Annotated in this window: 24 protein-coding genes, 1 tRNA gene and 1 pseudogene; 12 read left to right on the top strand and 14 right to left on the bottom strand. The window is 66.7% G+C overall.

Going from position 1 to position 24,529, the window contains the following annotated elements:
* The first annotated feature begins 102 nt into the window (after window positions 1–102).
* Window positions 103–175: transfer RNA gene (locus tag EXE46_RS10340), tRNA-His, on the top strand.
* A 160-nt stretch (window positions 176–335) separates the two neighbouring features.
* Here the strand turns inward: EXE46_RS10340 and EXE46_RS10335 are convergent.
* From EXE46_RS10335 to EXE46_RS10325, 3 genes are all read right to left on the bottom strand, one after another.
* Window positions 336–896 (bottom strand): hypothetical protein, encoded by a 561-nt coding sequence (locus EXE46_RS10335; RefSeq protein WP_137688312.1) that lies wholly within the window; start codon window positions 894–896, stop codon window positions 336–338.
* A 74-nt stretch (window positions 897–970) separates the two neighbouring features.
* Window positions 971–1,681 (bottom strand): hypothetical protein, encoded by a 711-nt coding sequence (locus EXE46_RS10330; protein ID WP_137688311.1) that lies wholly within the window; start codon window positions 1,679–1,681, stop codon window positions 971–973.
* A gap of 56 nt (window positions 1,682–1,737) precedes the next feature.
* On the bottom strand, window positions 1,738–2,472 hold the full coding sequence (locus EXE46_RS10325) for an MBL fold metallo-hydrolase (RefSeq protein ID WP_137688310.1): 735 nt from the start codon (window positions 2,470–2,472) through the stop codon (window positions 1,738–1,740).
* Between the two features lie 184 nt (window positions 2,473–2,656).
* Between EXE46_RS10325 and EXE46_RS16855 the strand changes: the two genes are divergently transcribed.
* Together EXE46_RS16855 and EXE46_RS10320 are read left to right on the top strand one after the other, a co-directional pair.
* The gene (locus tag EXE46_RS16855; RefSeq protein WP_158413946.1) at window positions 2,657–2,794 is read left to right on the top strand and encodes a hypothetical protein; all 138 of its coding nucleotides are present in this window, start codon (window positions 2,657–2,659) and stop codon (window positions 2,792–2,794) included.
* On the top strand, window positions 2,791–3,864 hold the full coding sequence (locus EXE46_RS10320; protein ID WP_137688309.1) for a hypothetical protein: 1,074 nt from the start codon (window positions 2,791–2,793) through the stop codon (window positions 3,862–3,864). The genes EXE46_RS16855 and EXE46_RS10320 overlap by 4 nt, the downstream gene beginning before the upstream one ends.
* 105 nt (window positions 3,865–3,969) lie before the next feature.
* Here the strand turns inward: EXE46_RS10320 and EXE46_RS17410 are convergent, their stop codons facing one another.
* The 3 genes from EXE46_RS17410 to EXE46_RS10310 form a co-directional block, all read right to left on the bottom strand.
* A complete protein-coding gene (locus tag EXE46_RS17410; RefSeq protein WP_342765020.1) occupies window positions 3,970–4,374 on the bottom strand; it encodes a mechanosensitive ion channel family protein in 405 nt (134 codons plus the stop codon).
* 87 nt (window positions 4,375–4,461) lie between these two features.
* Window positions 4,462–4,860, bottom strand: a complete 399-nt coding sequence (locus tag EXE46_RS17405) for a hypothetical protein (protein ID WP_241981531.1) — start codon at window positions 4,858–4,860, stop codon at window positions 4,462–4,464.
* Between the two features lie 339 nt (window positions 4,861–5,199).
* Window positions 5,200–6,882, bottom strand: coding sequence for a Na+/H+ antiporter NhaC family protein (locus EXE46_RS10310; RefSeq protein WP_137688308.1), 1,683 nt, complete (start codon window positions 6,880–6,882; stop codon window positions 5,200–5,202).
* 222 nt (window positions 6,883–7,104) lie between these two features.
* Between EXE46_RS10310 and asd the strand changes: the two genes are divergently transcribed.
* Together asd and EXE46_RS10300 are read left to right on the top strand one after the other, a co-directional pair.
* Window positions 7,105–8,151, top strand: coding sequence for an aspartate-semialdehyde dehydrogenase (asd, locus tag EXE46_RS10305; protein ID WP_137688307.1), 1,047 nt, complete (start codon window positions 7,105–7,107; stop codon window positions 8,149–8,151).
* Window positions 8,152–8,575: 424 nt separating this feature from the next.
* On the top strand, window positions 8,576–9,214 hold the full coding sequence (locus EXE46_RS10300; protein WP_137688306.1) for an IS6 family transposase: 639 nt from the start codon (window positions 8,576–8,578) through the stop codon (window positions 9,212–9,214).
* Between the two features lie 154 nt (window positions 9,215–9,368).
* On the opposite strand, the gene EXE46_RS10295 is transcribed toward EXE46_RS10300, so the two are convergent.
* The 3 genes from EXE46_RS10295 to EXE46_RS10285 all read right to left on the bottom strand — a co-directional run bounded on the left by EXE46_RS10295 (window position 9,369) and on the right by EXE46_RS10285 (window position 14,014).
* On the bottom strand, window positions 9,369–10,748 hold the full coding sequence (locus EXE46_RS10295; RefSeq protein ID WP_137688305.1) for a protein kinase: 1,380 nt from the start codon (window positions 10,746–10,748) through the stop codon (window positions 9,369–9,371).
* A complete protein-coding gene (locus tag EXE46_RS10290) occupies window positions 10,721–11,554 on the bottom strand; it encodes a PQQ-binding-like beta-propeller repeat protein (protein WP_137688304.1) in 834 nt (277 codons plus the stop codon). Before EXE46_RS10290 ends, EXE46_RS10295 begins: the two co-directional genes overlap by 28 nt.
* A 477-nt stretch (window positions 11,555–12,031) precedes the next feature.
* Entirely contained in the window at window positions 12,032–14,014 is a 1,983-nt protein-coding gene (locus tag EXE46_RS10285) for a 3-hydroxyacyl-CoA dehydrogenase/enoyl-CoA hydratase family protein (RefSeq protein WP_137688303.1), read from the bottom strand.
* A 170-nt stretch (window positions 14,015–14,184) separates the two neighbouring features.
* Here EXE46_RS10285 and EXE46_RS10280 point away from each other — a divergent pair, with 170 nt between their 5' ends.
* The gene (locus tag EXE46_RS10280; protein ID WP_137688302.1) at window positions 14,185–14,781 is read left to right on the top strand and encodes a DNA-3-methyladenine glycosylase; all 597 of its coding nucleotides are present in this window, start codon (window positions 14,185–14,187) and stop codon (window positions 14,779–14,781) included.
* 233 nt (window positions 14,782–15,014) lie between these two features.
* On the opposite strand, the gene EXE46_RS10275 is transcribed toward EXE46_RS10280, so the two are convergent.
* Window positions 15,015–16,370 (bottom strand): RimK/LysX family protein, encoded by a 1,356-nt coding sequence (locus tag EXE46_RS10275; RefSeq protein ID WP_199234152.1) that lies wholly within the window; start codon window positions 16,368–16,370, stop codon window positions 15,015–15,017.
* A gap of 110 nt (window positions 16,371–16,480) precedes the next feature.
* Between EXE46_RS10275 and EXE46_RS10270 the strand changes: the two genes are divergently transcribed.
* A complete protein-coding gene (locus EXE46_RS10270) occupies window positions 16,481–17,524 on the top strand; it encodes a succinylglutamate desuccinylase/aspartoacylase family protein (protein ID WP_137688301.1) in 1,044 nt (347 codons plus the stop codon).
* Window positions 17,525–17,558: 34 nt separating this feature from the next.
* Here EXE46_RS10270 and EXE46_RS10265 read toward each other — a convergent pair whose 3' ends face one another.
* Both EXE46_RS10265 and EXE46_RS10260 read right to left on the bottom strand, forming a co-directional pair.
* Window positions 17,559–18,101, bottom strand: coding sequence for a hypothetical protein (locus tag EXE46_RS10265; protein ID WP_137688300.1), 543 nt, complete (start codon window positions 18,099–18,101; stop codon window positions 17,559–17,561).
* Between the two features lie 49 nt (window positions 18,102–18,150).
* Entirely contained in the window at window positions 18,151–18,915 is a 765-nt protein-coding gene (locus tag EXE46_RS10260) for a pirin family protein (protein WP_137688299.1), read from the bottom strand.
* A 157-nt stretch (window positions 18,916–19,072) separates the two neighbouring features.
* On the opposite strand from EXE46_RS10260, the gene EXE46_RS10255 reads away from it, so the two are divergent.
* Window positions 19,073–19,681: a class I SAM-dependent methyltransferase gene (locus tag EXE46_RS10255; protein ID WP_137688298.1), complete on the top strand. Its 609-nt coding sequence runs from the start codon at window positions 19,073–19,075 to the stop codon at window positions 19,679–19,681.
* A complete protein-coding gene (locus tag EXE46_RS10250) occupies window positions 19,678–20,091 on the top strand; it encodes a hypothetical protein (RefSeq protein ID WP_137688297.1) in 414 nt (137 codons plus the stop codon). The genes EXE46_RS10255 and EXE46_RS10250 overlap by 4 nt, the downstream gene beginning before the upstream one ends.
* A 20-nt stretch (window positions 20,092–20,111) precedes the next feature.
* On the opposite strand, the gene EXE46_RS10245 is transcribed toward EXE46_RS10250, so the two are convergent.
* On the bottom strand, window positions 20,112–21,479 hold the full coding sequence (locus tag EXE46_RS10245) for an OFA family MFS transporter (protein WP_137688296.1): 1,368 nt from the start codon (window positions 21,477–21,479) through the stop codon (window positions 20,112–20,114).
* 418 nt (window positions 21,480–21,897) lie between these two features.
* Between EXE46_RS10245 and EXE46_RS10240 the strand changes: the two genes are divergently transcribed.
* Both EXE46_RS10240 and EXE46_RS10235 read left to right on the top strand, forming a co-directional pair.
* The gene (locus EXE46_RS10240; RefSeq protein WP_137688295.1) at window positions 21,898–22,416 is read left to right on the top strand and encodes a universal stress protein; all 519 of its coding nucleotides are present in this window, start codon (window positions 21,898–21,900) and stop codon (window positions 22,414–22,416) included.
* A 101-nt stretch (window positions 22,417–22,517) separates the two neighbouring features.
* A complete protein-coding gene (locus EXE46_RS10235; RefSeq protein ID WP_137688294.1) occupies window positions 22,518–23,585 on the top strand; it encodes an NAD(P)/FAD-dependent oxidoreductase in 1,068 nt (355 codons plus the stop codon).
* Window positions 23,586–23,681: 96 nt separating this feature from the next.
* Here the strand turns inward: EXE46_RS10235 and EXE46_RS10230 are convergent, their stop codons facing one another.
* The gene (locus tag EXE46_RS10230; protein WP_137688293.1) at window positions 23,682–23,969 is read right to left on the bottom strand and encodes a hypothetical protein; all 288 of its coding nucleotides are present in this window, start codon (window positions 23,967–23,969) and stop codon (window positions 23,682–23,684) included.
* Between the two features lie 290 nt (window positions 23,970–24,259).
* Here EXE46_RS10230 and EXE46_RS17680 point away from each other — a divergent pair.
* Window positions 24,260–24,491 (top strand): annotated as a pseudogene (locus EXE46_RS17680) (hypothetical protein); the annotation flags it as partial.
* Window positions 24,492–24,529: the final 38 nt, after the last annotated feature.

The following is a 24,529-nucleotide window of genomic DNA, read 5'->3' as shown; positions in this document are numbered from 1 at the left end:
GGTCGACGACGCGACCGAACCCGCCCCGGGCGCCACGCCGTCGCACGCCCGTCCCGGAGTCGTAACCGTTATTTATCGAAGCGAGGTAGTTGACGACGCGTGTCCGGGTTAGGGTAGTGGACTATCCTTCAGCCTTGTGGAGGCTGAGACGCGGGTTCAATTCTCGCACCCGGACCTTTACCGACGAACGGAGTGAGGAGCGAAAAGTCCGGACGACGAGATTGAATCACGCGAGACGAGCGAAGCGAGTCTCGCTCGGGTTCGATTCTCGCACCCGGACCTTCTCGCGGCGAGCAACACCGCGAGCCGCGAGGCTGCGCAGGACGCGGACCGCGCTACCGCATGCCTTCGAGGATCTGGAGGTAACGGAACCCCGTCTCGCTGTAGTCCTTCGACGACGCGCTCGCGGCGTCGCGGAGCTCCTCGATCCGGTCGGTGTACTCGTCGTTGATCACGAGCCGCACGCCGGGCTCGTGGTCGCGCTCGGTGCGTTCGACGACCTCGGTGAGCCCGGCGGTCTGGTGTCCTTCGCTGACGTACGGCGACCACAGCTGGATCTCGGCCAGCGAGAGGTCGTCGAACACGACGTCGAGATAGTCGACGACGCGCTCGAACTTCTCGGAGATCCGCTCTAAGCTGTACTGGTAGCTGGCGTTCCCGTACGCAGCCCACTCGTCCGTCGAGGGCGTCCCGGAGTACAGCTGTCCGTCGAGGTGCGTGACGACTTCGCAGGCGAGGACCCGCTGGCCCTCGGGAGTCGACTTGACGCCCAGCACGTCGAGCTCCGTTTGGTCGCCCTGCTCCATGGACCGCTGGTTGTACGTCACGAGGTCGCACCCCTCGACGACGCGGAGGTACGCGCCGACCAACTGCTCTCCCGGTTGCGGCTGCGTCATACACCAGAACCGCCACCTGCCCCGATAAGTCTTCACGAGCGCCGAGCGGACGGCGGCGGTCCGCCACGAGGAAGCTACGGCTCAGCGGTCTCCGCCACGGTGCCCGCCAGTCGGTCCAGGAACGCCGGTTCGTACGCCTCGTCGACGTGATCGACGTTCCACAGCCCCGACTCGGAGATTCGTTCGTGCGGACTGTCCCGCCCCAACCACTCGTCGCTTCGGTCGTCGATGGCCTCCGTCTCGTAGTTGCTAACGAGTGCGATCGCGTTCCGCTCGATGTACGCCCGGTCGCTCTCGGGTCCGGGCTCGTCGTCGACGTCGATCCACAGGAACGGGAGGTCACGGATGTACTCGCTCACGCGTCGCTCGTGATCCAACTCCGCGAGTCGACGCTCGCGGTCCGCGGTGGAACCCTCGCCCCAGTGGGGGTACTCCTCGCCGAGTCCGTTCCGTTCGATCATCGCCCGTCCGACGTGCTTGCGGAACACCGACCCGCGGTGGTTCCCGCCGCCCTCGTAGCTCCCGCGGTTGGCTCCGCGGTGCGTTCGGAGCCGGTTCCACAGCGATGTTCCGGACCCCGTCGAGACGGCGTGCGTACCGACGCGCGTGAGCCGAAGCTGGTCGGTCGCCTCCCGCGTTTCGTTCGTCGCGAAAAAGAAGTAGACCCCGCGCTCGGGCCAGTCCATGTGTCCGGTACAGTCCGAGAGGCGTCGCTTCCCGTCGCCGGCCGCTTCGAGACGATCGAAGAGGTCGTAGAGCCGTCCGAGGTCCGACGCGCGAGACATGCGATGCCGTTCCGGGGAGACACACAAAGACTCTCGGGCTGCCGGACGGGAGCGCGCTAGACCCAGATCCGCTCGCCGTCTTCGGGGACCACCACGTCCTCGGTCTCGGCCCGGAGTTCCTCGCGCGAGAGCAGACAGTGGTTGATCGCCTCCATGTGGACCACGGCGATCGCGGCGTCGGTGGCCTCGCGGACGGCCGCCACGTCCTCGACCCCCATCGTGATCGGCTCGCCTTCGGTGAACCGCGCCGCGCCGCCGTTGAGGACGACCGCGTCGGGGTCGAACCGGTCGAGCGTTTCGGCGACCGGCTCGTACCAGACCGTGTCGCCGGCGAGGTACAGCGTCTCGTCGCCGTCGAGGACGAACCCGGAGACCGGCCCCATCCGCTCGGCCAGTTCCCCGTGGCCGTGGCGACCCGGAGTCCGGTGGAGCGTGACCCCGTCGAATGAGGCCGTCTCCTCGACCGGTCGCACGTCGGTGAACCCCTCCTCGGCGAACGCGTCGGCCTCGGCGGGCTGACAGAACAGGGGCACGTCGGCGTCGAGCTCCTCGACCGCCGCGTCGTCGAAGTGGTCCGGGTGGCGGTGAGTGACGATCACCGCGTCGTGGGATAGGTCGACGTCCGGCATCGGGACGAGCGGGTTGTTCCGGTCGTTCGGGGTGTTATCGATCGGCGGTAGCGCGCCCTGCGGCGCGAACAGCGGGTCGACGAGGAAGGTCGTCCCGTCCACGGTCGCGAGGACCGTGGCGTTGCGAACGAGGGTGACGTCGGAGCCGGCGGCTGTCGACATACTCCCGGTTCGGCGAGCAGCGGGTTGTGACTTGCGCCGCCGGCATCGGGGCGCGATCGCGGGGGTCGTCGGGGCTCGCTCGCGGCGGTCGGCAGACCGAGTCCCGTGGCCGCGACTACCGCGTTCCGGTCGCTCTCGTCGCACTCGCGTAGTTATATAGTGCTCGCGAGCCGTGTCGCTACTCATGGACGGATCCGAGACGACGACCCGACGCGAGCTACTCTGGACGGACGGGCTCGGCGCCGTCAGCGCCGCGACGATCCGGAGGGCCGACGCGACCCGCTACGTCGACGACCTCTCGGTGCGCGCCGAGCCGCGATGAGCGACTCGGTCGGAGAGGCTTCGGCCGGGGGAGACGTCAACGACGCCGGCAACACGGACACCGCCGACACGATGCGCGAGCGCGCCGGCGAGAACCGCGCGAAGCTCTGGCTGCTGTTGCGCGCGAACCGGCTCGTCGTCGCGGCGGTCCTCACTGTCGTGATTTTCGTCGCGTTCGTCGCCGCCGCGGTCGTCCTCTCGCCGTCGCTCGCGGCGAAGGTCGAGGCGAGCGACCCGATCGAGACGCTGTTCGCCTCGATGATCACGGCCATCGTCACCGGGGCGACGCTCGTCGTCACGATCGGACAGCTCGTGCTCACGCAGGAGAACGGCCCGCTCGGCGACCAGCAGGAGCGCATGAACGGGACGCTCGCGGTCCGAGACGACATCGCGGAGCTGACCGGTGCGCCGACCCCCACGGACCCGGCCGCGTTCCTCGACGCGCTCCTCGGCGCCGCGGCGGAGCGCTCCCGGGCCCTCCGCGAATCGGTAGGCGGTCGCGGAGGCGGCGGCGACGAGGCGGACCGACCCGCGCTCGAAGCGGACGTCGAGGACCTCGCCACGGGAATCGCCGAGAACGCCGACGCCGTGCGCGGCCAGCTCGACGGCGCCGAGTTCGGCTCCTTCGACGTCGTGTTCGCCGCGCTCAACTTCGACTACGGCCCGAAGATCGGCCGGATCGAACGCATCACCACCGATCACGACGAGGCGCTCACCGACGACGAGCGGGACCTCCTCGTGGAACTGCGGGAGTCGCTGTCGCTGTTCGGCCCCGCCCGCGAACACGTCAAAACGCTGTACTTCCAGTGGGCGCTGATCGACCTCTCGCGGCTGATCCTGTACGCCGCGGTGCCGGCGCTGGTCGTCGCCGGTCTCATGGTCGCGGCCGTCGACGCCGGGACGTTCCCCGGACGGACGCTCGGCGTCGACCACGTGACGCTCGTCGTCGGGGGCGCGTTCGCGGTCGCGCTCCTCCCGTTCTCGCTTTTCGTCTCCTACCTGCTCCGCGTGCTCACCCTCGCGAAGCGCACGCTCGCCGTCGGGCCGTTGGTGTTGCGCGACTCCGAGTAGTCGATCCGACGTCTCCGCGGGGCGGCCCCGCAGTCCGCGAGTTGGTCGCCGGATCCCGGCGGTCACTGCTCGCTGCGTGGCAGTCACCGACCCGCTTCGTGGCGGTCACCGCCCCGCCGCGTTCGGTGCGTCGGCCGACCGGTCCGTCACGGTGAGTTCGCCGGAGAGCAGGTTCGCGGACGGCGGGGCGAGCGTGATTCCCTCCTCGTCGAAGCGCCGTTTCACCAGTCGGCGGAAGTCCGAGCGGATCGTCTGGATGTCCTTGTTTCCCGGGTCGTCGGTCCAGAACTCCGCCTGTATCGTGATCGCGTTCTCGCCGAGTTCGACGATGCGCGTGTTCGGCGCCGGGTCGTCGAGCACCGGACCGATGGTCGTGACGATCTGCTGGAGCTCTAGCAGCGCCCGCTCGGTGTCCTCGTAGTAGGCGACGTCCACCTGTTCCGTGAGCCGAAACCGGTCGCGGCCGTACGGCCGGGTGATCGCGTTGGCCGTGAGCTCGGTGTTGGGCACCGATATCGTCTCGTGGTTCGGCGTCCGGACGCGGGTGACGCGGAAGTCGACCGCCTCGATCGTCCCGCTCCCGCCCGGCCACTCGATCTAGTCGCCGACGTTGAAATCCGGGTCGGCGACGAGGAACATCCCGCTGACGAGCGACCCGAACACCTGCTGCCCGGCGATACCGAGGGCGAACGTGAGCGCCGCGATGATGACCGCCGACTCGGAGAGCACCCGTCCGTACCCGGCGCCGATGATGCCCGTGAGGACCGCGAACCCGATCACCGCCACGCGGAGGTACGTCTCCGTCGCGGTCTCGATCGTGGCGTTGTTGCGGTTCCGCGAGCGGACGGCCCGCGTCGCGAGCGGAACGAGGACGATCTGGCCGACGAGGTAGACGATCGCGAACCCGACCGCGAACCAGAACAGCTCCGACAGCACCTGATCGTACGCCGAGAGGAGCTCCGTCAGCCACTCCGGGAGAGTGATCTGGTAGACCATACCTCAAGGTGGGAGGTGTGCCGATTAAAAACCCGACACCGCCCCGTGACGCGCTCTTCGTTCCCGTGCGCCGCCGTCGGATCCCTCTCATCGAGCGTTCGAAATGTGCGCCCGCGACACTAACGACCGGTCTCATCTCCGGCGGCGTGCCGCGTCGACCGGGAAACCCTCGTGGCGGGCGGTCGCCTGCGCGGCGACGGGCGGGTCGCGTCTGCGACCGATGTGACGCGCCTGGGTTCTCCGCGCTGTCATCGCTCCCATCGGGGAGTACTCGGGCGGGGACTAATGGCGCGCGACTCCGCATAACCGGTGAGCGGTTTTAAAGGGTCGGGTGGACGCTCAGTCCTCTTCAGTCCCGGCGACGACCACGCGCTCGCCGTCGTCCGTCTGCGGCTCGGAGACGGAGACGGGGTCGATCCCGCGACGGTTGGCGTCGAACTCGGAGAGGAGGTAGACGAGGCCGACGAGCGCCAAGACGCCGATCGGGAGCAGCGCGAACGGCGTGATCCCGAAAAAGCCCCACGCGAGCAGCAGCGCGATCGAGACGAGCCCCACCGTGGCCGCGTAGTAGATCTGCGTGCGGACGTGGTCGATGAGGTCCGCGCCGGTGAACGTCGCGGACAGCACCGTCGTGTCGGAGATGGGCGAGCTGTGATCGCCGAAGATCGCCCCGGAAAAGATGACGCCGACCATCACCGCGACGAGGGCGTGCCCCTCGGCACCGCCTCCGGTTATCTCCCAAGCGACGGGCACCGCGATAGGGGTCATGATCCCCATCGTCCCCCAGGAGGTCCCGGTCGAGAAGGCGATGAAGCCGGCGACGGCCATCACGAGCGCGGGGAGGACGGACTGGGGGACCGTCCCGACCGTCGCCTCGGCGACGTACTGACCCGTCTCCAGCGCGGAGATGACCTCCCCGATCCCCCACGCCAACACGAGGATGGACACCGCGGTGAGCATGATTCCGAACCCGTCGACGGCGTGCTCGGTTGCCTCCCCCACCCCGAAGATCCGGTACGCCTTCCCGAGCACGAACCCGGACAGCACCATCCCGAACGACCCGATCATCAGGGCGGTCGCGAAGTCGGCGCCGATGACCGCGTTCCACAGGCGGTCGCCCGCGCTTCCGAACTCGCCCGCGAGGAAGTCGGAGAGGAAGCCCGTCGGCGCGAAGCCGCCGGACCAGAACGCGGTCGCGACTGTGACGGCGACTAGGACGGCGACCGGCGCGAAGAAGTTGATCAGGCGCGGCGTCGACGCCGGCGGCTCGCCCAGTTCGCCCGCCACGTCCTGCATCGGCTCCGCGCCCTCGCGGGTGACCTGCCCGGTCGTCCACGACCGGTGTTCGGCGGTGAGCATCTCCCCGTAGTCGCGGCCCCACAGCACGACGATCGCGACCATCGCGATGGCGAGGATCGCGTACATGTTGAACGGGATAGAAGCGAGGAACACCTCGAAGGTGCTGGGTCGGTTCGCCTCGGCGACGCCCGCCTCCGCGTACCCCTCGTCGATCAGCGACAGCTGGAACGCGACCCACGAGGAGATGCCGAGCGTCGCGACGGGCGCGGCGGTGGAGTCGACGACGTACGAGAGCTTCTCGCGGGAGATTCGGAGCTGATCTGAGACGTCCTTCATCGCCGAGCCGACGATGGCGGTGTTGGCGTAGTCGTCGAAAAAGAGGACGAGTCCGAGGCCCCACGCCGCCAGCCCGGCCTTGCGCTGCGTGTCGAGACGCTCGATCGCCCAGTCGCGGATGGCGTAGGTCCCTCCGAGGTTCCACACCATCGCCACGCCGGAGCCGAGCAGCAACGTGAACACGAGGATCGTCGCCTGGAACCCGTCGTCCGCGATGATCGCCGCGACGATCCAGTCGAACGTCTGGACGATTCCCAGCCCGCCCGTGTAGATCACGGCCCCCGACCAGATGCCGAGAAAAAGCGAGAGGATCGCCTTGCGGGTGACGATCGCCAGCGCGATGGCGAGCAGCGGCGGGAGGATCGAGAGCGCTCCGAACTCGGACATTGCGTGAGAATATCACCCACCATTATTTATAATGTGTTGCCTACCGGGGCGGACTGCGGGACGGCCGCCGGACCGCTCCGTTCGGCGACGGTCCGTCGGGGACTCGGGGCCGTCGACGGCCATCTCTCGTCGGACCGGCCGTTCCGCCGAACCGCCGACCGCGCCCGGCGGAATCGACCCGTATCCGAACGCACTTACGTCCCTGTCACTGACTCACGCGCAATGTCTGTACGAGTCGGTATCCTCGGCGCGACGGGGGCCGTGGGCCAGCGATTCATCCAGCTGCTCGACGATCACCCGACCTTCGACCTCGCCGCTGTCACGGCGAGCGCGGAGAGCGCGGGGAAGACCTACCGCGAGGCGGCCAAGTGGCGCGTCGACACCCCGATCCCGGACGACGTCGCCGAGATGGAGGTCGCGGAGACGACGCCCGCGGGCGTCGCCGACGCCGACGTCGACCTCCTGTTCTCCTCGCTCCCCTCGGGCGTCGCCGCCGAGGTCGAGCCGTCGTTCCTCGAAGAGGGGTACGTCGTCTCGTCGAACTCCTCGAACGACCGCATGGCCGAAGACGTGCCGCTCACCATCCCGGAGATCAACCCCGACCACCTCGACCTGATCGAGGTCCAGCGCGACGAGCGCGGCTGGGACGGCGCCCTCGTGAAGAACCCGAACTGCTCGACGATCACGATGGTGCCGACGCTCGCGGCGATCGACGAGTTCGGACTGGAGCGCGTCAGCGTCTCGACGCTTCAGGCCGTCTCCGGCGCCGGCTACTCCGGCGTCACCTCGATGGAGATCATCGACAACGCCATCCCGCACATCGGCGGCGAGGAGGAGAAGATGGAGACGGAGTCGCGCAAGCTGCTCGGCGAGTTCGACGGCGCCGAGGTCGCGCTCCACGACGCCGACGTGGCCGCCTCTTGTAACCGCATCCCGACGCTCGACGGCCACTTGGAGAACGTCTTCGCCGAGTTCGCCGACGACCCCTCGGCCGCGGACCTCCGCGAGGCGATGCGCTCGTTCGAGGGCGCCGGCGACCTCCCCAGCTCGCCCGACCAGCTCATCAAGGTGTTCGGCGACGACGAGCCCGAGCGCCCGCAGCCCCGCCTCGACCGCACGTACGCGGACGGGATGGGGATCGTCGCCGGCGGTGTCCAGACGACCGACACCGGTGCGAAGTACAACTGCCTCGCGCACAACACGATCCGCGGCGCGGCCGGTGCTTCGCTGCTCAACGGCGAGCTGCTCGTCGAGGAAGGGTACGTATAGACCGCAAAGCGACGTCTCAGTGTGCGGTGATGTGAGCAGCGAGAGACCTTCGATCGCTCTGACAGCCGGCACGTAGCGCCGAGGATCACTCACGCGATAGAGTCACTGGCGATTTTAACTCGCAGCGACGGAGCTGGGGAGGCGTGAGGTGCGGTGCTGTTGTGAGGCATGGCACGAGGGGGCAGTTGCGAGGGCGAAGGTCACCGATGTAAGCACCTCAGCGAAGGAGCGAGTAAACAGAGTGACTGAACGAGGCGCGACACGAGACGCACGGGCTCTCGCGGCTGGGCTTCGGCAGTCGTTGTTACCACTCTGCGATTAATCACTTATCTCGGTAGGGGGAAGGAAGGAGATCTTAAATAGTTGACCCAGAATAGTCGGTCGCGTTAAGTTAGAGAATGAGGCGCTCGACTTCAGAGTGTCTATGGCCGAAATCGAACGCCTCAGCGAACGTATCGCGTGGATCGACTTGTCGTTTGTGGAGCGAGATCGAACGCCGCGATGGGCGATTGAAGTAGGGATTCGCTGTCACTTGGTCGGTATGTCACTACGTGAGATAAGTAAATTTCTCGAAAGCTTTGGGATAGATCGGAGTCACGTCGCTATTCATAACTGGGTTCATAAAGCCGATCTACAGCCGATCTCGACCGTCTCCGAGGATCAGCTTGCGGTTGACGAAAAGATGATCCGCCTCCATGGCCAGAAGTTCTGGCTGTACGGCGCGGTTGATCCACAGACGAACGAGATCCTTCACGTGAGCCTCTATCCGACCGCAAATAAACAGATCACGCGATGGTTTCTGACCGAGCTACACCGCCGCTATCAACTCAATAACGTGGAATTTCTCGTCGATGACGCAGACTATCTCGGATCAGTTCTCGCTGAAGATGGTTATCGATTTCAAATCATTCGACATGGAAATCGGAATGCCATCGAACGTGTCTTTTGGGAAATAGAACGACGAACGTCATCGTTTGCGAATAGTTTCAGCAATGTCGCGCTAGAGACAGCTCAAAACTGGCTCGAAGCCTTCGCCGTCTACCACAATTCACGCCAAACTTAACGCGACCGAATAGCCGCAGCAAAGAGCAATATAATCGCTCCGTCAACTATCGTGATTCGCTTGTAATTATCGGATTCAGAATACTCTTACACCTAGGACAGAATTTGTTTTCGAAAGCGACGGGGACTTCTGGTTCACTGTATCTCGTTCCTCATCATCCTGATTCCGGCTCTGACTTTTCTGATCGCTTTGTGACTCCATCACCGGTACGAAGTGATTGGAGCTCGTTGACAAGTATGCTAATTGTTCTATATCGCTCCGATTTTTTTTGAGCCATTGCTTTGAGAACAATCCGATCCAACTCAGCCGGCAGTTCGGATCTACAGTCACTGGGTGCTTTTGGTTTTGTATCGTTGACGACAGCGCACCTTACCGCGAGCTGAGATCCTGTGTGCGGCGGCTCTCCTGTGAAGACCGTGTACAGTAGGACACCGACTTGATAGATGTCTGTGAGCATGTCTGGGTCCCCAAATTTTTGTTGTTCAAACTGTTCGGGAGCAGCGTACTCCACGGACAACGCTTCCATCGTTCCGGTTTGTTCAGCGAGTTTCCGTGATCCCCCCCAATCCGCGAGTTTTGGAACGTCCCACTTCCTGTCCTTGGTTTCACGGAACAAGATATTCTCGGGTTTGATGTCTAAGTGTGCAATTCCGTTGTTATGCGCGAGTTCGACTCCGCGACAGATACACTCCCCTATCCATAGTGCTTCGTCTATCGGGAATCCGTCTGGATGGTCGGCCAGTCTATCCCCAAGACTACCCCCGTCCATGTATTCCATTGCAATCCACGGCAACTGGTCACCGGTGTCGACGATTCCCACAATATGCTCAGAGGTATTCCACCGGGGCTTCTGACGTTCCTGGTTGTCGAGCATCTCCCACGTTTCAGCTTCCTCGAGGAATGACTCAACAACCGATTTGTTGAGAGTACGGTTCTGTTGTTGTGGTTCTTTTAGAGCAACCTGATTGGGTGGACAATCGTCCAGAATTTTTGCCTGATGTACAATTCCTTGACCACCACTCCCAATCGGTTCTCCCGCCTCAATCTCGTCGTCTGTTAACGCTCTCCGAGGAGGGCTTGAGACAGCAGCCAGATCTGGCTCACGAGATGTGTCTCCAGTTTCAATAGCAACGGTCGTGTGATCTGACGAAAGGTACGTCGAGTCAACTGGACTGTCTGTGTCCTCGTCCGATGGTTTACCGGGATCTCTTTGGTTAGGAGAATTATGTGGGTGGCTTGATATCCGTGCTGGATCTGTCGTTACACGATTCTTATGATGACCCAGCGTACCTAATAATACTCGAGAGTCATCACTTGATGCCTTTGTCTCTATATCCAGAGCATAAACGTTACCGTCATCACATCCAATATAAAGAACACCATTCACTACTGTTGGTGAAGACACAGTTCTGTCTCCCAAGCGGAACAGAACATGTTTCTCTCCGGATGTAATGTCAATCGCATAGACGTTACCATCCTGATCACCGGTAAAAAGCGTCCCATCCACTACTGTGGGAGATTGGAATCTTGACACGCCGTCAGCATCCCATTTTTCCCAGTGCTGATGTCAATAGCGTGTAACTTCTCTGAATAGGTTACCGTAAAAAGGGTATTTTTCGCAACCGTGGGTACGGTAGTCGATTCGACCCAGCCGTTCAATCCCACCCGCCACCGTTCATCTCCTGTATCGGGTTCCAGAGCGTGGACGTATCCCTGCTTAGATTTGTCGGCGTGAAGAATCCACGTACCAACAAAGAGTGTATAATTGGACACCGTTAGCGACGAGTGACCACACGGGAACTCGAACGGCTCGAATCTCCACTGTACCTGTCCAGTACTAATATCAAGCGCGGTCACGCTACCGGTAGAGTGGGAGGAACCAGTCGTTCCGGTGCCAATATAGAGTGTTCCGTCTACAACAACCGGTGACTGAGGGGAAGATCCCGTGGTTTTGTAGCGCCACTGGCTCTCACCCGAGGTCGCGTTCAGCGCGTACACAATGCCGTCGTTACTTTTGACGAAGACAGTCTGATCCGCTACTGTTGGCGAAGATTGGACCGACTCTCCTGTCTCGAAGTGCCACTGTCTCTCACCCGAGGCCGCATTCAGCGCGTATACGTTGCCGTCGTCACTTCCAACGAAGACAGTCTTATCAACCACTGTCGGCGACGAGACAACCGTGTCATCAGTTGTAAATTGCCAGCGTTCGCGTCCTGTCTCGGCTTCGAGTGCGTAGACGGTGCCATCAGTACTGCCAACGAAGAGTGTCCCATTTACTACTGTAGGCGACGACTGTATCTTACTCGAAGTTGGATACTTCCAGAACAGTTGACCACTCATCGTTCAATATTTGTATGTGTCGAATATTAATAATTTGGTTATGAGAGTCAAAGAGAACATCTACGGCTACAGACGCAGGACGAATCTACTCATAAGAAGACACATCTGTCAACAGTAGCGCAGCGCGCGTTTCTAATATATACATCAAACTATGATAAATATGGGACATTGGTAGGGTCAGGTCGGAGCGGGGCAGATTCCGAACGACCCTCGGGGGCGGCCAGCCTGCCACTTGTAACGAGGTCGTTCAGAAGTTAATGATCTCTAATGTGCGAACGAGAAATTCGCTTCGTTAACATCAGTCAACTACTGACCACGACGACTGGGTTGAATGGATTCCCGCAGATTGGGTCCCCGTGACTGCGAACGTGAAACTCCCACCGCTCAAGATTTCTCCGGCTTTACCCGGTGGTGGATGCTAAAATACACAGTCGGAGACATGACTGTCTCCACCGCCACGGCCGACCCGCTCGCGCCCTACTTCCCTTCGAACTCGGGCTCGCCGTCGCCCATGAACGCCGTGATCCCCTCCATGAGGTCGTCGGTGTTCATCACGTGGCCGAAGCCCATCGCCTCGACCTCCAGCCCGGCCTCGTTGTCGGTCCGGCCGGCGTGGATCGCGCGCTTCGTGTACTTCTGTGCGATCGGCGGGCCGCCGGCGAGCTGCTCGGCCAGCTCCCGCGCCCGCTCGTCGAGCTCGTCGTCCGGGACGACCTCGTTGACGAAGTCGTAGTCGGCCATCGTCTCGGCGTCGTAGCGGTCGGCGGTGAGGATGATCTCCTTCGCGCGCCCCTCGCCGACGATCCGTGCGAGCCGCTGCGTGCCGCCCCACCCCGGGAGCAGGCCGAGGTCGAGCTCGGGCTGGCCGAGCTCGGAGCGCTCGGAGGCGATACGCATGTCCGCCGCGGTCGCGAGCTCCATCCCGCCGCCGAGGCAGTAGCCGTCGATGGCGGCGATGACGGGTTTGTCCGACGACTCCAGCTTGCCGAACGTCTGCTGGCCCTGCCGCGACAGCTCGACGGCGTGGATCGGGTCGGCGCCGCCCGCGGCCATGCTCTGGACGTCCGCGCCCGCGGAGAAGGCGCGGTCGCCGGCGCCGGACAGCAGGATCGCCCGCACCTCGTCGTCGGCGTCGAACCGGTCGACCGCGTCGGCGAGCTCGTCGAGGACCTCGCCGCTGATCGTGTTCATCCGGTGCGGGCGGTCGATCTCGACGTGCCCGACGCGGTCCTCGACCGCGACGTTGAGCACCTCGTAGTCGGCCGTGTCGCTCCCGTCGCCATCGGCGTCGCCGGCGCCGCGGAACCCGCCCGCCTCGGCGGCCTCGCGCAGGTAGTCGGTCGCCTCGTAGCGTTCCTCGCCGGTCTCGTCGGCGAGGTCGTCGAGCGTCTCGACGAGGGCGTCGAGCCCCTCCTCGTCCGCGAGCTTGGCCGGACCGTCCGGGAAGCCCGCGCCGAGCTTGACGGCCTCGTCGACGTCGTCGGCGTCGGCCACGTCGTTGCCGATCAGCCCGGCCGTCTCGTTGGCCATCACCGCGAGCAGCCGGCGTCGGACGTCGGCGTCGACCGCGTCGGTCGGGATCTGGGCGCCCTCGCCGTCCTCGTAGTCGTAGAAGCCCTTCCCGGTCTTCTTGCCGAGCTCCTCCGCCTCGACCTTCTCGCCGAGCAGCGGGCAGGGGCGGTAGGCGTCGCCGAGGACCTCGTGCATGTACTCCAGTACGTGGTAGCCCACGTCGATGCCGACCTGGTCCGCGAGCTCGAACGAACCCATCGGGAGGCCCATGTCGAACTTCGTGGTGGAGTCGACCGCCTCCATCGTCGCGTCGCCGGACTCGACGATCCACGCCGCCTCGTTCATCAGCGGGACGAGGATGCGGTTGACGATGAAGCCCGGGCTGTCCTTTCGCACCCGAACGGGGGTCTTCCCCATCGACTCCGCGAGCCCCTCGATCAGTTCGAGCGTCTCCTCGCTCGTGTGCTCCCCGGAGATGACCTCGACGAGGTCCATCCGCACCGGCGGGTTGAAGAAGTGCATGCCGCAGAAGCGCTCGGGGCGGTCGGTGACCTCGGACAGCTCGGTGATGGAGAGGCTGGAGGTGTTGGTGACGAAGACGGCCTCCTCGGGGGCGTACTCGACGACTTCGTCGTACACGTCCTTCTTGATCGCCATCTTCTCGGGGACGACCTCGACGACGACGTCGGCGCCGTCGAGCGCGTCTTCGAGGTCGACGAACGCCTCGACGCGGTCGAGCGCGGCGTCCGCCTCGTCGTCGCCGATCCGGTCCTTCTCCGCGAGCTTGCCGAGCGACCACTCGATCTGGTCGTACCCCTTCTCGACGAGCTCCTCGTTGATGTCGCGCAGCGACACGTCGTAGCCGGCGAGCGCGGCGACTTCCGCGATCCCGTGCCCCATGTTTCCGGCGCCGAGTACCGCCACGCGCTGGACGTCTTCGAGTTGCATACACGGACGGTCGGAACCGTCATGGTTGAACGTTTCCATCTTCCAAACGCAAAACGGTCCGTAAGTTTATTCGGGTGAGGGTCGAACCCCCTTTCGCGTCCCGCGGCGCGACGCCGTGGCGGCCCGGCACCGATCCGAACCTACTCGTGTCGCGCTCCCGTCTCCCCGACATGGACGACCGAGTCGCTGCGACGCTGCGCGAGGACCCGACGATGGCAACGCTCGTCGACCGGCACAGCCCCCTCGACGTCGCGCCCGCGGCCGACGAGTTCGCTCGGCTCTGTACCTCGATCGTGAACCAGCAGCTCTCGACCGCTTCCGCGGCGGCCATCCGCGAGCGGTTCCTGGACGTGTTGGGCGGCGAGCCGACGCCCGACCGTGTCCTCGCCGCCGACGAGTCGGCCCTGCGCGAGGCCGGGCTCAGCGAAACGAAAGTCGAGTACCTGCGCGACGCCGCCGCGGCGTTCCGCGACGACGAGCGCGACTTCACCCGGGAGGGGCTGGCGAACCTGAGCGACGACGAGGTCGTCGAGCGGCTCACCGAGATCCGCGGCGTCGGCGCGTGGACCGCCCGCATGTACCTCATCTTCGCGCTCGGCCGCGAGGACGTGCTCCCCCTCGGCGACCTCGCGGTACGGAAGGGGATCGAGCAGGTGTACGCCGACGGCGGGGAGCTGTCGCGCGCCGAGATGCGCGAGATCGGCGACGTGTGGCGCCCCTACCGGAGCTACGGCACGCGGTACATCTGGGCCGAATACGAGTCGTAATTGGCCGGATTCGGATCTGCTGTGGAGGCTACCGCCAACGCTCCGGTCGCTCGATAATAAACGAATGATGCTGGACTGACAGCGAACACCTCCCCAGCCTCGTCGCTGGCACCCTCCGCTTCGCTCCGGGAGCCAGCGACTCCCTCGCGCGTGCTCCTCGCGGCCGCCTTCGGCGGCACGCTCGGAGGCACGCGCCGCCGCAACCGCTCCGCCTCGGCGACGGGCGTCTCCGTCTATTCCTCTTCTTCTAAGATCTCCCCCGCCTCGTCGCGCTCGGCCTCGTCGGTGTCGGCGCGCCGGCGCACGTCCACCCGGTAGTCGGTGAGGATGTCGCGGCCGAGCAGCAGCGGGTACTCCATGTGCCCGCGGTCCTCGACGCTCGCGGTGACGGTGTGCTGGTTCCCGCCGATCCCGATCACGAGGTCGACGACCGGGCGCGCCTTCCCGCCCTTCACGCTGCCCGATTTCACCCGCGTCATGCTCTTGATCGGGCCGGCGCCGATCTCGGCCGCCAGCTGCGTGTCGATGCTCGTCCGGGTCGCGCCCGTGTCGGACTTCGCGAGCGCCTGCGTGGAGCCGGAGGTCCCCGTCACGACGACCTCCTCGATGTAGCCGATGTCGGGCTGCTCGGTCGAGTTCGGCTTCGGCGCGGGGGCACAGGAGGGCCGCGAGTCGTCGAGCGTCGCGGCGATCCGGTCGACGTCGTCGTCGTCGACCTCGCCGCCGACCGTCTCGATCGCGAGCTTCGCGATGTGTGGCGCGGGGCTGGTGCCGGTCGCCTCGTACAGCCCTTTGAACCCCGCCGTGGGGTTCACCTCGAGGACGTACCAGCCGTCGTACCCCTCGACGAGGTCGACGCCGGCGTAGTCGAGGTCCATCACTTCGGCGGCGTACAGCGCGGTGTCGGCGGCCTCCTCGGGCATGTCGTCGGTCGCGTCCTCGACCGCGCCGCCGAGCGCGACGTTGGTGCGCCAGTCGCCCTCGGGCGCGTAGCGGTACATCGAGCCGACGATCTCGTCGCCGACGACGTACACGCGCAGGTCGCGGTGCTTCTCGTCGTCGCGGTCGATGAGCTTCTGGAGGAACGCCTGCCGGTTTCCCACCTTCGGGTTCACGCGCTCCGTGAGGTCCACCTTCCACGTCCCGCCGCCGTGGGTGCCGATCGCGGTCTTGTACACGCCGACGTCGCCGAACCGCTCGCGGCCCTCGTTGAGGCGATCGTTCGAGAGCGCGAGCAGCGCGTCCGGCACGCGGATGTTCCAGTCCGCCAGCGTCGCGGCGGTGGCGAACTTGTGGATCGACGCGAGCACGGCGTCCGGCTCGTTCAGCATCGGCCGGATGCGCTCGAACGTCGTCGCCAGTCCCAGCAGCTCCGCGGGCTGGTCGGTGTTCGACAGGAGCAGCCGGTTCGCGATCACGTCGACCGCGGGCTCGACGGACACGTCGCCGTCCTCGACGCTGACCGCGGCGTTCTCCTCGCGGAGCCACACCGGCTCGTGGCCGAGGTCCTCGACCGCGTTACAGATCGCCTTCGTCTCCTTGCTGTTGTGTAGCGACAGCACTCCCACCCGAACCGAGTCCGAACTCATACCTCTCCTTGCGCGGGCCGCCCTAAAAGACGCCCCGATCGACTCGACTCGGGGGGACGTCGGGTCGCCCGGTCGCCATATATATACCCGGCGCCGTGTTCCGCTGGAGCATGAGCGACGACCGGGCGTTCACGTACAACGGCGGGGCGGTGCCGCCCGGCGAAACGCAGAACATCCGCTACGGAATCAGCGAGACGTACCTCGGCGACCCGGTGCGAATTCCGGTCACCATCGTCAACGGCGAGCGCGACGGGCCGACCGCCTTCCTCACCGCCGCCGCGCACGGAGACGAACTCAACGGGATCGAGGTCGTCCGCGAGGTCGCCCACGAGTGGGACCTCTCGGAGCTTGCGGGCACGCTGGTCTGTCTCCCCGTCCTCAACGTCCCCGGCTTCCTCGCTCAGCAGCGATATCTCCCCGTGTACGACCGCGACCTGAACCGGTCGTTCCCCGGGAAACCCGGCTCGACCAGCTCGAAGCGGATGGCCCACCGGATCTACGAGAACTTCATCGCGCCCTGCGACTTCGGGCTGGACTTCCACACCTCGACGCGCGGGCGGACGAACATGCTCCACGTCCGCGCGGACATGACCGACGAGGCGGTGTACCGGCTCGCGATGGGGTTCGGATCGAAGGTGATCATCGACAGCGACGGCCCGAGCGGCACCCTCCGCGGCGAGGCGACCGACGACGGCATCCCCACGATCACGATCGAGATGGGGGAGGCCCACCGGTTTCAGCGCCCGCTGATCGACGACGCGCTCGCCGGCGTGCGCTCCGTCTTCGCGGAGTACGGCCTGCTGGAGACCGACACGGTGCGCTGGCCCGGCTGGCGCACGGTCGTCGCCGGCACGGGCGAGAAGACGTGGCTGCGCGCCGACTCCGGCGGCATCGTCGACACCCACTTCGAGAGCGGCTCGCTCGTCCGCGAGGGCGAGCGCATCGCGACGATCACCAATCCGTTCAAGGAGGACGCGGTCGCGGTCGAGGCCCCCTTCACCGGCCTGCTGATCGGCCTTCTGGAGAACCCGGTCGTCTACCCCGGCAATCCCCTGTGTCACCTCGTTGAGATCGGCGAGTCGACCCGCCGTGCGATCGAGGCCGGTGACGCACCCACGCCCGTGGGCCAGCCGACCCCAACGGCCTCGGAGTGAGTTCACTCGGTCACTCCCCGCCGAGCCGTCCCCGTCACTCCCCGGCGAGCTGCTCCCGAAGCCCGACGGCGGCGCCGGCGACGACCGCGAGGAAGCCGACGAGGAACGCGACCGGCTGGAGCAGGACCCGCTGAGCGACGACGGCCCCCGGCTCGCGCTCGACGGTTCGGGTCCAGAACTCGTACCGCTCGCCGTCGCGCTCGACTATCAGCAGCCCGTCGCCGAGCGTCGGGTCGGCGGGGTACGACAGCGAGTCGACGCGCTCGTCCGGACTCTCGACGCCGAACCCGCCCTCGGGCGCGTCGCGGGCCCGGTCGAAGGCCGCCCGCGCGTCGGGATCGAGGTCAGCGTACGCGACGACCGCGTCGGACGCGTTCGACTCGCTTCCGCCGTCGGACCCGTTCTCCACGCCGGTCGCCGGCGACTCGATGCCGGCGACCGACCCCTCACCGACCGGCTGGACGGTGTGCGTGTAGGCGGGGTTCGGCTCGCCGACCGCGACGGGGAGGAACAGGGGGTTCGCCATCAGGAGAACGCCGAGCGCGACGAGCCCGGCGGCGGCGATCGGGGTGCGCATACGTCGCGTTCGGCGGGCCGGGAGTTGAGCGTTCGGGCTCGTCGTCGCGCTACCGTCCGATCGTCCCCTGCCGCGTCACGGGCGCGTCGGGGTCCATCAGGAACGCCACGACGGTCGCGCCCTCGTCGCCCGCGCTCACGGTCGGCGGGGCGCCGTCGCCGGTCCACAGGGCGCTCTCCGTCTCGTCGAGCGCGACGCCGTCGACGTCGACGCTCCCCTCGAAGACGTACACGTAGGCGTCGCGGCCATCGATCTCGGGGAGCGTCGCGCCCGCGTCGGCGTCGAGGCGCACGTCGAAGCAGTCGACCGCGTTGCGCACGGTGAAGGGGTGGTCGGCGCCCGCGGGCGCGAACACGCGGCGCCACTCGTTCGGCTCGGGCTCCGGCAGCGGGCCGTGCTGGATGCCGGGCTCCATGCCGAGCTCCGTCGGCCGGACGAATATCTGGAGCATCCGCAGCGGCGGGTCGTCGGCGAGCGTCTCCTCCGCGTGCCAGAACCCCGACCCCGCGTTCATCACGAGGAGGTGCTCCGAGTCGGTGACGAGCTCGTTCCCCTCGCGGTCGTCGTGGCGCATCACGCCCGCGGGCACCCACGAGACGATCTCCTCGTCGCGGTGCTGGTGCATCCGGATCAGCGTGCCCGGGTCCATGAACGACTCGACGACGGTCGAGAGCGGCCCGTAGCCGTGGTCGTCGTGGTCCGAGAGGTTGCGGCCGGGGAAGTTGAACCGCGTGCGGAACTTCCCCTGATTCTGAAATACCTCGGAGCGAGGCGCCGGGTGAAGGCCGCTGTCGGCGGCGGTGGTGGAGTCCATTACCAGACGGTAAAATCCCGTCGGCAAAAAGGCGTCCGGTGGGGGCGACGAGCGTGGCGGGGGGAACACGAGCGTGACGGAGGCAACGGACGCGACCGCGGGCGGCCGCTCGCGCCGGCGACGCGCTCTTCCGTCCCGCGCCCCACGCTCCGATACCGTGCCGACCGTCCTCTCGGACCGCGACCGCCGCAAGCGCGACGACCGGCCGGACGGGGCGTTCTACGACGAACCGCGGTTCGTCACCCACGCCGACGACGCCTTCCTCGCGCGGCTGACCGCCCTGTACGACTCGGTCACCGAGCCGGGCGACCGCGTCCTCGACGCGATGAGTAGCTGGGTGTCGCACCTGCCCGACACCGAGTACGAGCGCGTCGTCGGACACGGGCTCAACGAGGCCGAACTGGCCGCCAACGACCGGCTCGACGAGTTCGTCGTCCGCGACCTCAACGCCGACCCGTCGCTCCCGTTCGACGACGGAACGTTCGACGTCGTCTGCTGTGCGCTGTCGGTCCAGTACCTCCAGTATCCCGGTCCGGTGTTCGCGGCGTTCGCCCGGGTCCTCGCGCCCGGCGGAACGGTCGTCGTGAGCTTCTCGAACCGCATGTTCCCGACGAAGGCGGTCCGCGCGTGGCGTGCCGCCTCGATGGGCGACCGCGCCGGTCTCGTCGAGCGATATCTCGACGCGGGCGGGTTCGACGTCGTCGACCGGATCGCGGAGCGCCCCGGCGAGGACCCGTTCTACGCCGTCGTGGGAACAAACCCGTGACCCCGCGACGCGTCGCGGTCGGGATGTTCGACCTCTCGCTCGTCCTGACGCTCGGCGCCGCGGCGAGGCTCGCGCACGTGCTGTGGTACCGCGCCTTCGCGACGAGCGTCGCCGTCGACCTCGCCGGCTCCGCCGCGCTCGGTGCCGTGTTCGGTGTCGGACACGTCCTCGTCGCGTCCGGCGACCGCGTCTTCAGTCCGGCGAGGAGCGACGTCGACTCGTGGGTGTGGCGCCCGCGCCGGGTCGCCGCCGCAGTCGCGGTCGGCTTCCTGCTTCACGCGTCGATCTCGCCGGCGTTCACGCCGTTCGGCCTCGAACCGACCGGCGTCAACGCGGTGCTCGCGGTCGGCGGCGTCGCGGTCGGCTGCTGGTCGCTCGCGGTCCGCCGGGGAGCGCGGGCGCCGACGTGAGAGATGGACCGCGGCGCCGTTCAGTCCGCGGTCGCCGACTCGCTCGTCTCCAGCCCCGAACCGCTCGGCGGGCGGAGGAGGAACACCGCGAGTCCGGCGGCGACCGCGAGCCCGCCGCCGAGGACGAAGGTGGCGTTCCATCCGGTCGTCGCGACGAGGTAGCCGGCGACGGTCCCGGAGAAGATGCCGCCGCCGACCTTCGCGGTGTACAGGACGGCGTAGTTCCCGGAGGAGTTGGCCGCGCCGTAGTAGTCGGCCAGCAGCGACGGGAAGAAGACGTACAGCGGCGAGGAGAAGAACATCGCGCCGAGGACGAACGCGACGAAGACGGCGCCGTTGCCGGCCTCGCCGGCGCCGACCAGCCCGATCCGGAACAGCCCGGCGAGGAGGAACGACCCGGCCATCACGCGCTTGCGGCTGAACCGGTCGATCGCCTCGCCGAGGACCAGCCGCGAGACGCCCGCGGAGATGGGTAGAAGCGTCGCCGAGAGCGTCGCGATCAGCGCCGCCAGCCCGAAGTTCTCCGCGAACCGGACCACGTTCGCGATGACGAGGAGGTCGGCGCTCGCCATCGCGACGAACATCGCGAACAGCAGCCAGAACTGCCACGTCGAGAGCATCTCCCGCGTGGAGTAGTTGCGGCCGCGGATCGACGCGGCGAGCCCGTCGTCGCCGTCGTCACCCTCGTCGCCGTCTCCACGGTCCAGCCAGTCCGTCGGCGGATCGCGGAGGAGGAACGAGCCGACGAGCGTCACGACCAAGATCCCGATCCCGATGTTGCGGAGTACGTCGCTGTACGCTGCCGGGGTCGCGTTCACCCGGACGTACGGGACGACGAGCGCGCTCCCAGCCGCGAACGCCATCGTCCCGACGCCGGTCGTCAGCCCCGTCCGGTCGGGGAACCACTTGACGGCGGTGTTGACGGCGACGGTGTAGACGATGCCGACGCCGACCGCCCCCAGCGAGTACAGCAGGTACAGCTGCCAGAGGCTCGTCGCGTACGCGAGGCCGATGTAGCCGCCGCCGGCCAGAATCGCCGCGAGGAACGTGAGCGCGCCCGGGCCGCGGCTGTCTCGCCACTTGCCCGCGGGAAACTGCGAGAGCGACTGAAAGACGACGTAAAAGGAGAACACCGCGCCCAGCGCCGGCAGCGCGATGTCGAGGTTGGCCGCGAGCGGCTGCTCGATCGACGACCAGACGTACTGATACGGGCTCACCGCGGCCATCATCCCGGCCGCGGCGGCGATCTGCCACCACCGCGAGAAGCCGAGCGTGTCGGCCGCCCGTGCGGCGTAGTCGACGCCGGAGGCCTCCGATCCCGACTCGGCGTCCGCTGGCGAACCGGATTCGGAGTCGGCGTCCGCCGCCGTCGGTTCGTCCTCACCCATCGTCCGTCGTCGCCCGCGTGCTATCGGTCGTCGCCCGCGTGCTATCGGTCGTCGCCCGCGTGCTATCGGTCGTCGCCCGCGTGCTGTCGGTCCGTGTCATGTCGTGCGTGTCCCGCGTCGGTCCGCGTTGCGGCGCCGGTCTCGTCGGCCCCGCGCGGCCGTTTCGTTTCCATCCACCACACTCGCCGACTAAAACGCGTCGTTGCGGTCGGTCCTCGCTTACCCGCCCGCCGGCGGTCGCGGGGAGTCCGGGGAGGGCCGGCGTCGCCCCGCCTCTCCCGTCGGTCGCGACGGACCGCGACCCCCGCGGATAAATTATGATAATCGTCTATCCTGTCGAAAATTGTTAAGAGCAACCCTCTCGTACATGTATTCGAACACAGGGCCTTCGTCGAACCGACGGCCCGAACCTCACAACATGTCCACCGACGTCGACCCCGCCGACCCCGCCGACCCGGACGACGGAGCCGCGACCACCGCCAGCGACGCCGACTTCGCCGCGCCGTCTCCCGGGGCGGGGCGCTTCGAGCGCGTGCTGGTCGTCACGACGGACGACCCCGCCGGGCGGGCGGCGGCGTCGACGGCCGTCGACCTCGCCGCGGCCCACGGCGCGACCGTCGACGCGCTGTACGTCGTCGACACCACCGAGGGCTGGGACATGGTCGTCGAGCGCCGCGAGCGGGCCGGCGAGGCGCTCGTCGAGTCGGTCGAGGCCGCCGGCGCCGCAGCCGACGTCGACGTCGAGAAGTGGTTCCGCTACGGCACCCCGCACCGGGAGGCGGTCGACTTCGCCGCCGCGCACGACGCCGACCTCGTGGTGGTCGGTTCCGCCCGCCGGACCGGACTCGACCGGCTCCTTCACCCCGACCCGCTTCCGGCTCGCGTCCGGCGCGGCGCCGACGCCCCGGTCGTGGTCGTCGGCCCGGACGACGACTGAGCCCCTTTTCGCCGTCGTACCCGCCGCACCCGCCGCACCCGCCGCACCCGCCACACCCGCCGCACGCGACCGGTTAAGTGATCGCGGTCCAAAGGATCGGTGTGACAGACGTAGGCATCGTCGGCGCGGGCGCGGGGGCGGCCGCGGCGGCGTTCGTCATCGACGAAACCGTGCCCGACGCGGACGTGACCGTGTTCGAGAAGTCGGGCGGGCTCTGCGGACGCGCCGCGACCCGTCGCCACGACGATCTCACGTACGACTACGGGGCGAACTACCTGAAGAGCGACGACGACCGCGTCGTCGACCTGGTCACCGAGATGCTCGACGACGAGGGGCTCGTCGACGTGACGGAGCCGGTGTACACCTTCGACGCCGACGAAGAGGTGTCTCCCGGGCGCGACGCCGACGACCACAAGTGGAGCTACCGTCGGGGGCTCACCCAGATCGCGAAGCGGCTGTTCGATCGCACGGACGCGACGGTCCACCGGCGGACCCGGATCGAGACGGTCCGGCGGGTCGGCTCCGAGGACGCCCCGAACGGGACCGGAGAGGGGCGCTGGGAACTCGACGACGCGGACGGCGAGACGCACGGGCCGTTCGACGTGCTCCTCATGAATCCGCCGGCCCCGCAGACCGCCGAACTGCTTCGGACGGCCGAGTGGGACGACCCGCTCCGCGAGACGCTCGTCGACGCGGTCGGCGACGTCGAGTACGGCAGCGTCTGGACCGCGATCCTCCGGTATCCGTTCGCGCTCGACGTTCCCTACTACGCGCTCGTCAACACCGACAAGGAGCACGCGGTCGGGTGGATCTCCCGCGAGGAGTGTAAGGCGGGCCACGTTCCCGACGGCGAGACGCTGCTCGTCGTTCAGGCGAACGACGCGTGGTCGGCGGCGCACTACGACGACGACCCGGTAGAGAACGTCGACGCGCTCGCGGAGCACACGGCCGACATCGTCGGCGACGAGCGCCTCGCGGACCCCGCGTGGACCGACCACCAGGGGTGGCGTTACGCGCTCCCCGAAGGGGGCGTCGACCGCGGGCCGGTCGACTCGGCGCGCGACGCGGGGCTGTATCTCCTCGGCGACTGGGTCGCGGGCGAGGGACGGCTCCACGCCGCCATCGCGAACGGGCTCGACGTCGGCGAGCGCGTCGCGTACGCGATATAAAAACGTCGAGAGGGAAAAGGTCGAGAGGGCACCGCTGCCCGAGGGGATTCTCTTAAAAGACGGTTCGGCGACGCGTTTCGAGAGGGGTCTGCCGCCTCAGTTCGTCGTGATCCGGTACTCGACGGTTCCCAGCCCGGGGAGCGTGAGCGTTCGGACGCGACCGCTGCGCCGGCGCAGGGTGCGCCTGACGGACCGCGAGAGGACGGCGAGCGCGACGGTACCGATGAGCAGCGCGACGGTCGCGACGGGGTACGTGAACGCGACGAACGGAACGATGACGAGCGCCAGGTAAACGAGCACTCCCAGCGGCGAGCGGCCGGCGGGCGGCGACTCGGAACCGATCGGCCGGTGAGCTTCCGCCGAGGTGATAGAGCCTTGGTACATATCTCACCGTACGCGCTCCCCCGACTAAAACCTTTCACTTCCCAAATATGTTTTGAGAAACGGTACCACACTACACCGACTCTAAACATCTAAAACGGTTGTTAATGGGGTGTAAGGTGTACCACGGTACTCGTTGATACACTTCTCAAAATTCTGTGAGATACTCCGTGTGCCGGGGTTTCACACTCAGAGGCCGGATACCTCCTCGCGACGACCGACATTCTCGACGGGCACGCACGGCGTGATTTTATTTCAAACAGATTGTCTCTGTACATACCGACAGCAACACGATGACACTCGACACACTCACCACCGACCCGGCGGTCGCCGTCGCGGCGGCGGAGCGAAGGCGCGTCGTCGCCGGCCTCGCCGACGGCGCCGTCGAGACGGGCGGATCTCCGCGTTCGCGGACGGGTCGAGGAGATCGTGCCCGAACTCCGCGAGACGCACCTCCCCGCCATCGAGGAGGCCGCGAGCCACGTCGACGACCTCCCGGAGCCCGACGCCGAGGACTTCGACGACCGACCGCCGCCGGCCGAGCGCCCTTCTCCCGAGCGCTC

Source organism: Halorubrum sp. GN11_10-6_MGM (assembly GCF_005435165.1).
Taxonomy (GTDB): Archaea; Halobacteriota; Halobacteria; order Halobacteriales; family Haloferacaceae; genus Halorubrum.
This window is presented reverse-complemented; position numbering and strand designations above follow the sequence as displayed.